Below are 1118 nucleotides of genomic sequence, written 5' to 3' on the forward strand. Positions count from 1 at the left end.
ATTATTTTTATTCCTTAATAAAAAAAGAATTAATTTCTGATGATTTTATAAAAGGATTAAATGATAAAATTTTTGATTTAGATTATTTAAAAATTTGTTTACCTAATTCAAAAGATATAGAAAATTATGATGAATTATCTACTACTATTAAAATTTATAATGAAAAAGTTAACCAATTAGAAAAACAACATAAATTTAATCAAATTACTGAATCTTATTATAAGAAATGTTATTTAAAATTATGTGTTTTATTTAAGGAAATTTCTAAAAATATTTATAAAGTAAAAAAAAAGATAATGGTTATGAGACTCGTTTAAAAGGGTTTAATTATTTTATGTTTGAACCTTTGGAACGAATTAAATATTATAAAAAACATTTAAAAGAAAAAAAAGAAGAAAGGTATTTGTCATTAAGTGATGATGATTTGAAATTTGATTATTCTTTAAAAAAGCAATTAAAAGAAAATAAATTGCAAGAAATTAAACCAAAATCAAAAATTTTAAGGCATTATCGAGATTCTTCACAAAATGCTAAGGATAAACTTTTATATAATTTCAAAGATTCTAAAAAAATATCTTTTATTACTTTGACAGCTCCTTATGATGATTTACAAGGTAAAACTATAAAATATACTCATGAACCTGATATTATGGGGCAAGTAAGGAAACGTTTTATTCGTTTAGTGAGAAAAAGTTATTTATCAAATTTATTTCAACAATTCTCTCAAAAAGAGCTGGTTTATTCTAAAATGCAAGATTTTCGATATTTTTGGTCTTTGGAAACTACTAAATTAGGAGTTATTCATTACCATATTATTTTTAATATTGATGTTTTAAATTCTTTTGGCGTATATTCTCGTTATTTGTGTACTGATAAAGATTATGCTTTGTGTTTGAAAAACCGACCTATTAAAGGGAATAAGAGTATTTTTTTATGATGATTATTTAATGCATAAAATAGATAAAAAAGGTAATATTAAAATACCTCAAAATTATTACGAGAAAAATAATTTTAAAGTGCCAAAAATTACTCTGCTTTGGGCTAATGCTTATGCATCTGTTATGAATAAAAATAATATAAAATATTATAAACATTTAAATCCCATTAGTCAAAATGTA

The 1118-nt window shown here is 21.1% G+C and carries 1 pseudogene; it reads left to right on the forward strand.

Annotation, left to right across the window (positions count from 1 at the left end):
• Positions 1-1118, forward strand: a pseudogene (locus AACP42_RS03010) (UvrD-helicase domain-containing protein); the annotation flags it as partial.

Origin of the sequence: Hydrangea phyllody phytoplasma, from assembly GCF_036985185.1 — a bacterium.
Classification (GTDB): Bacteria; Bacillota_I; Bacilli_A; order Acholeplasmatales; family Acholeplasmataceae; genus Phytoplasma; species Phytoplasma asteris.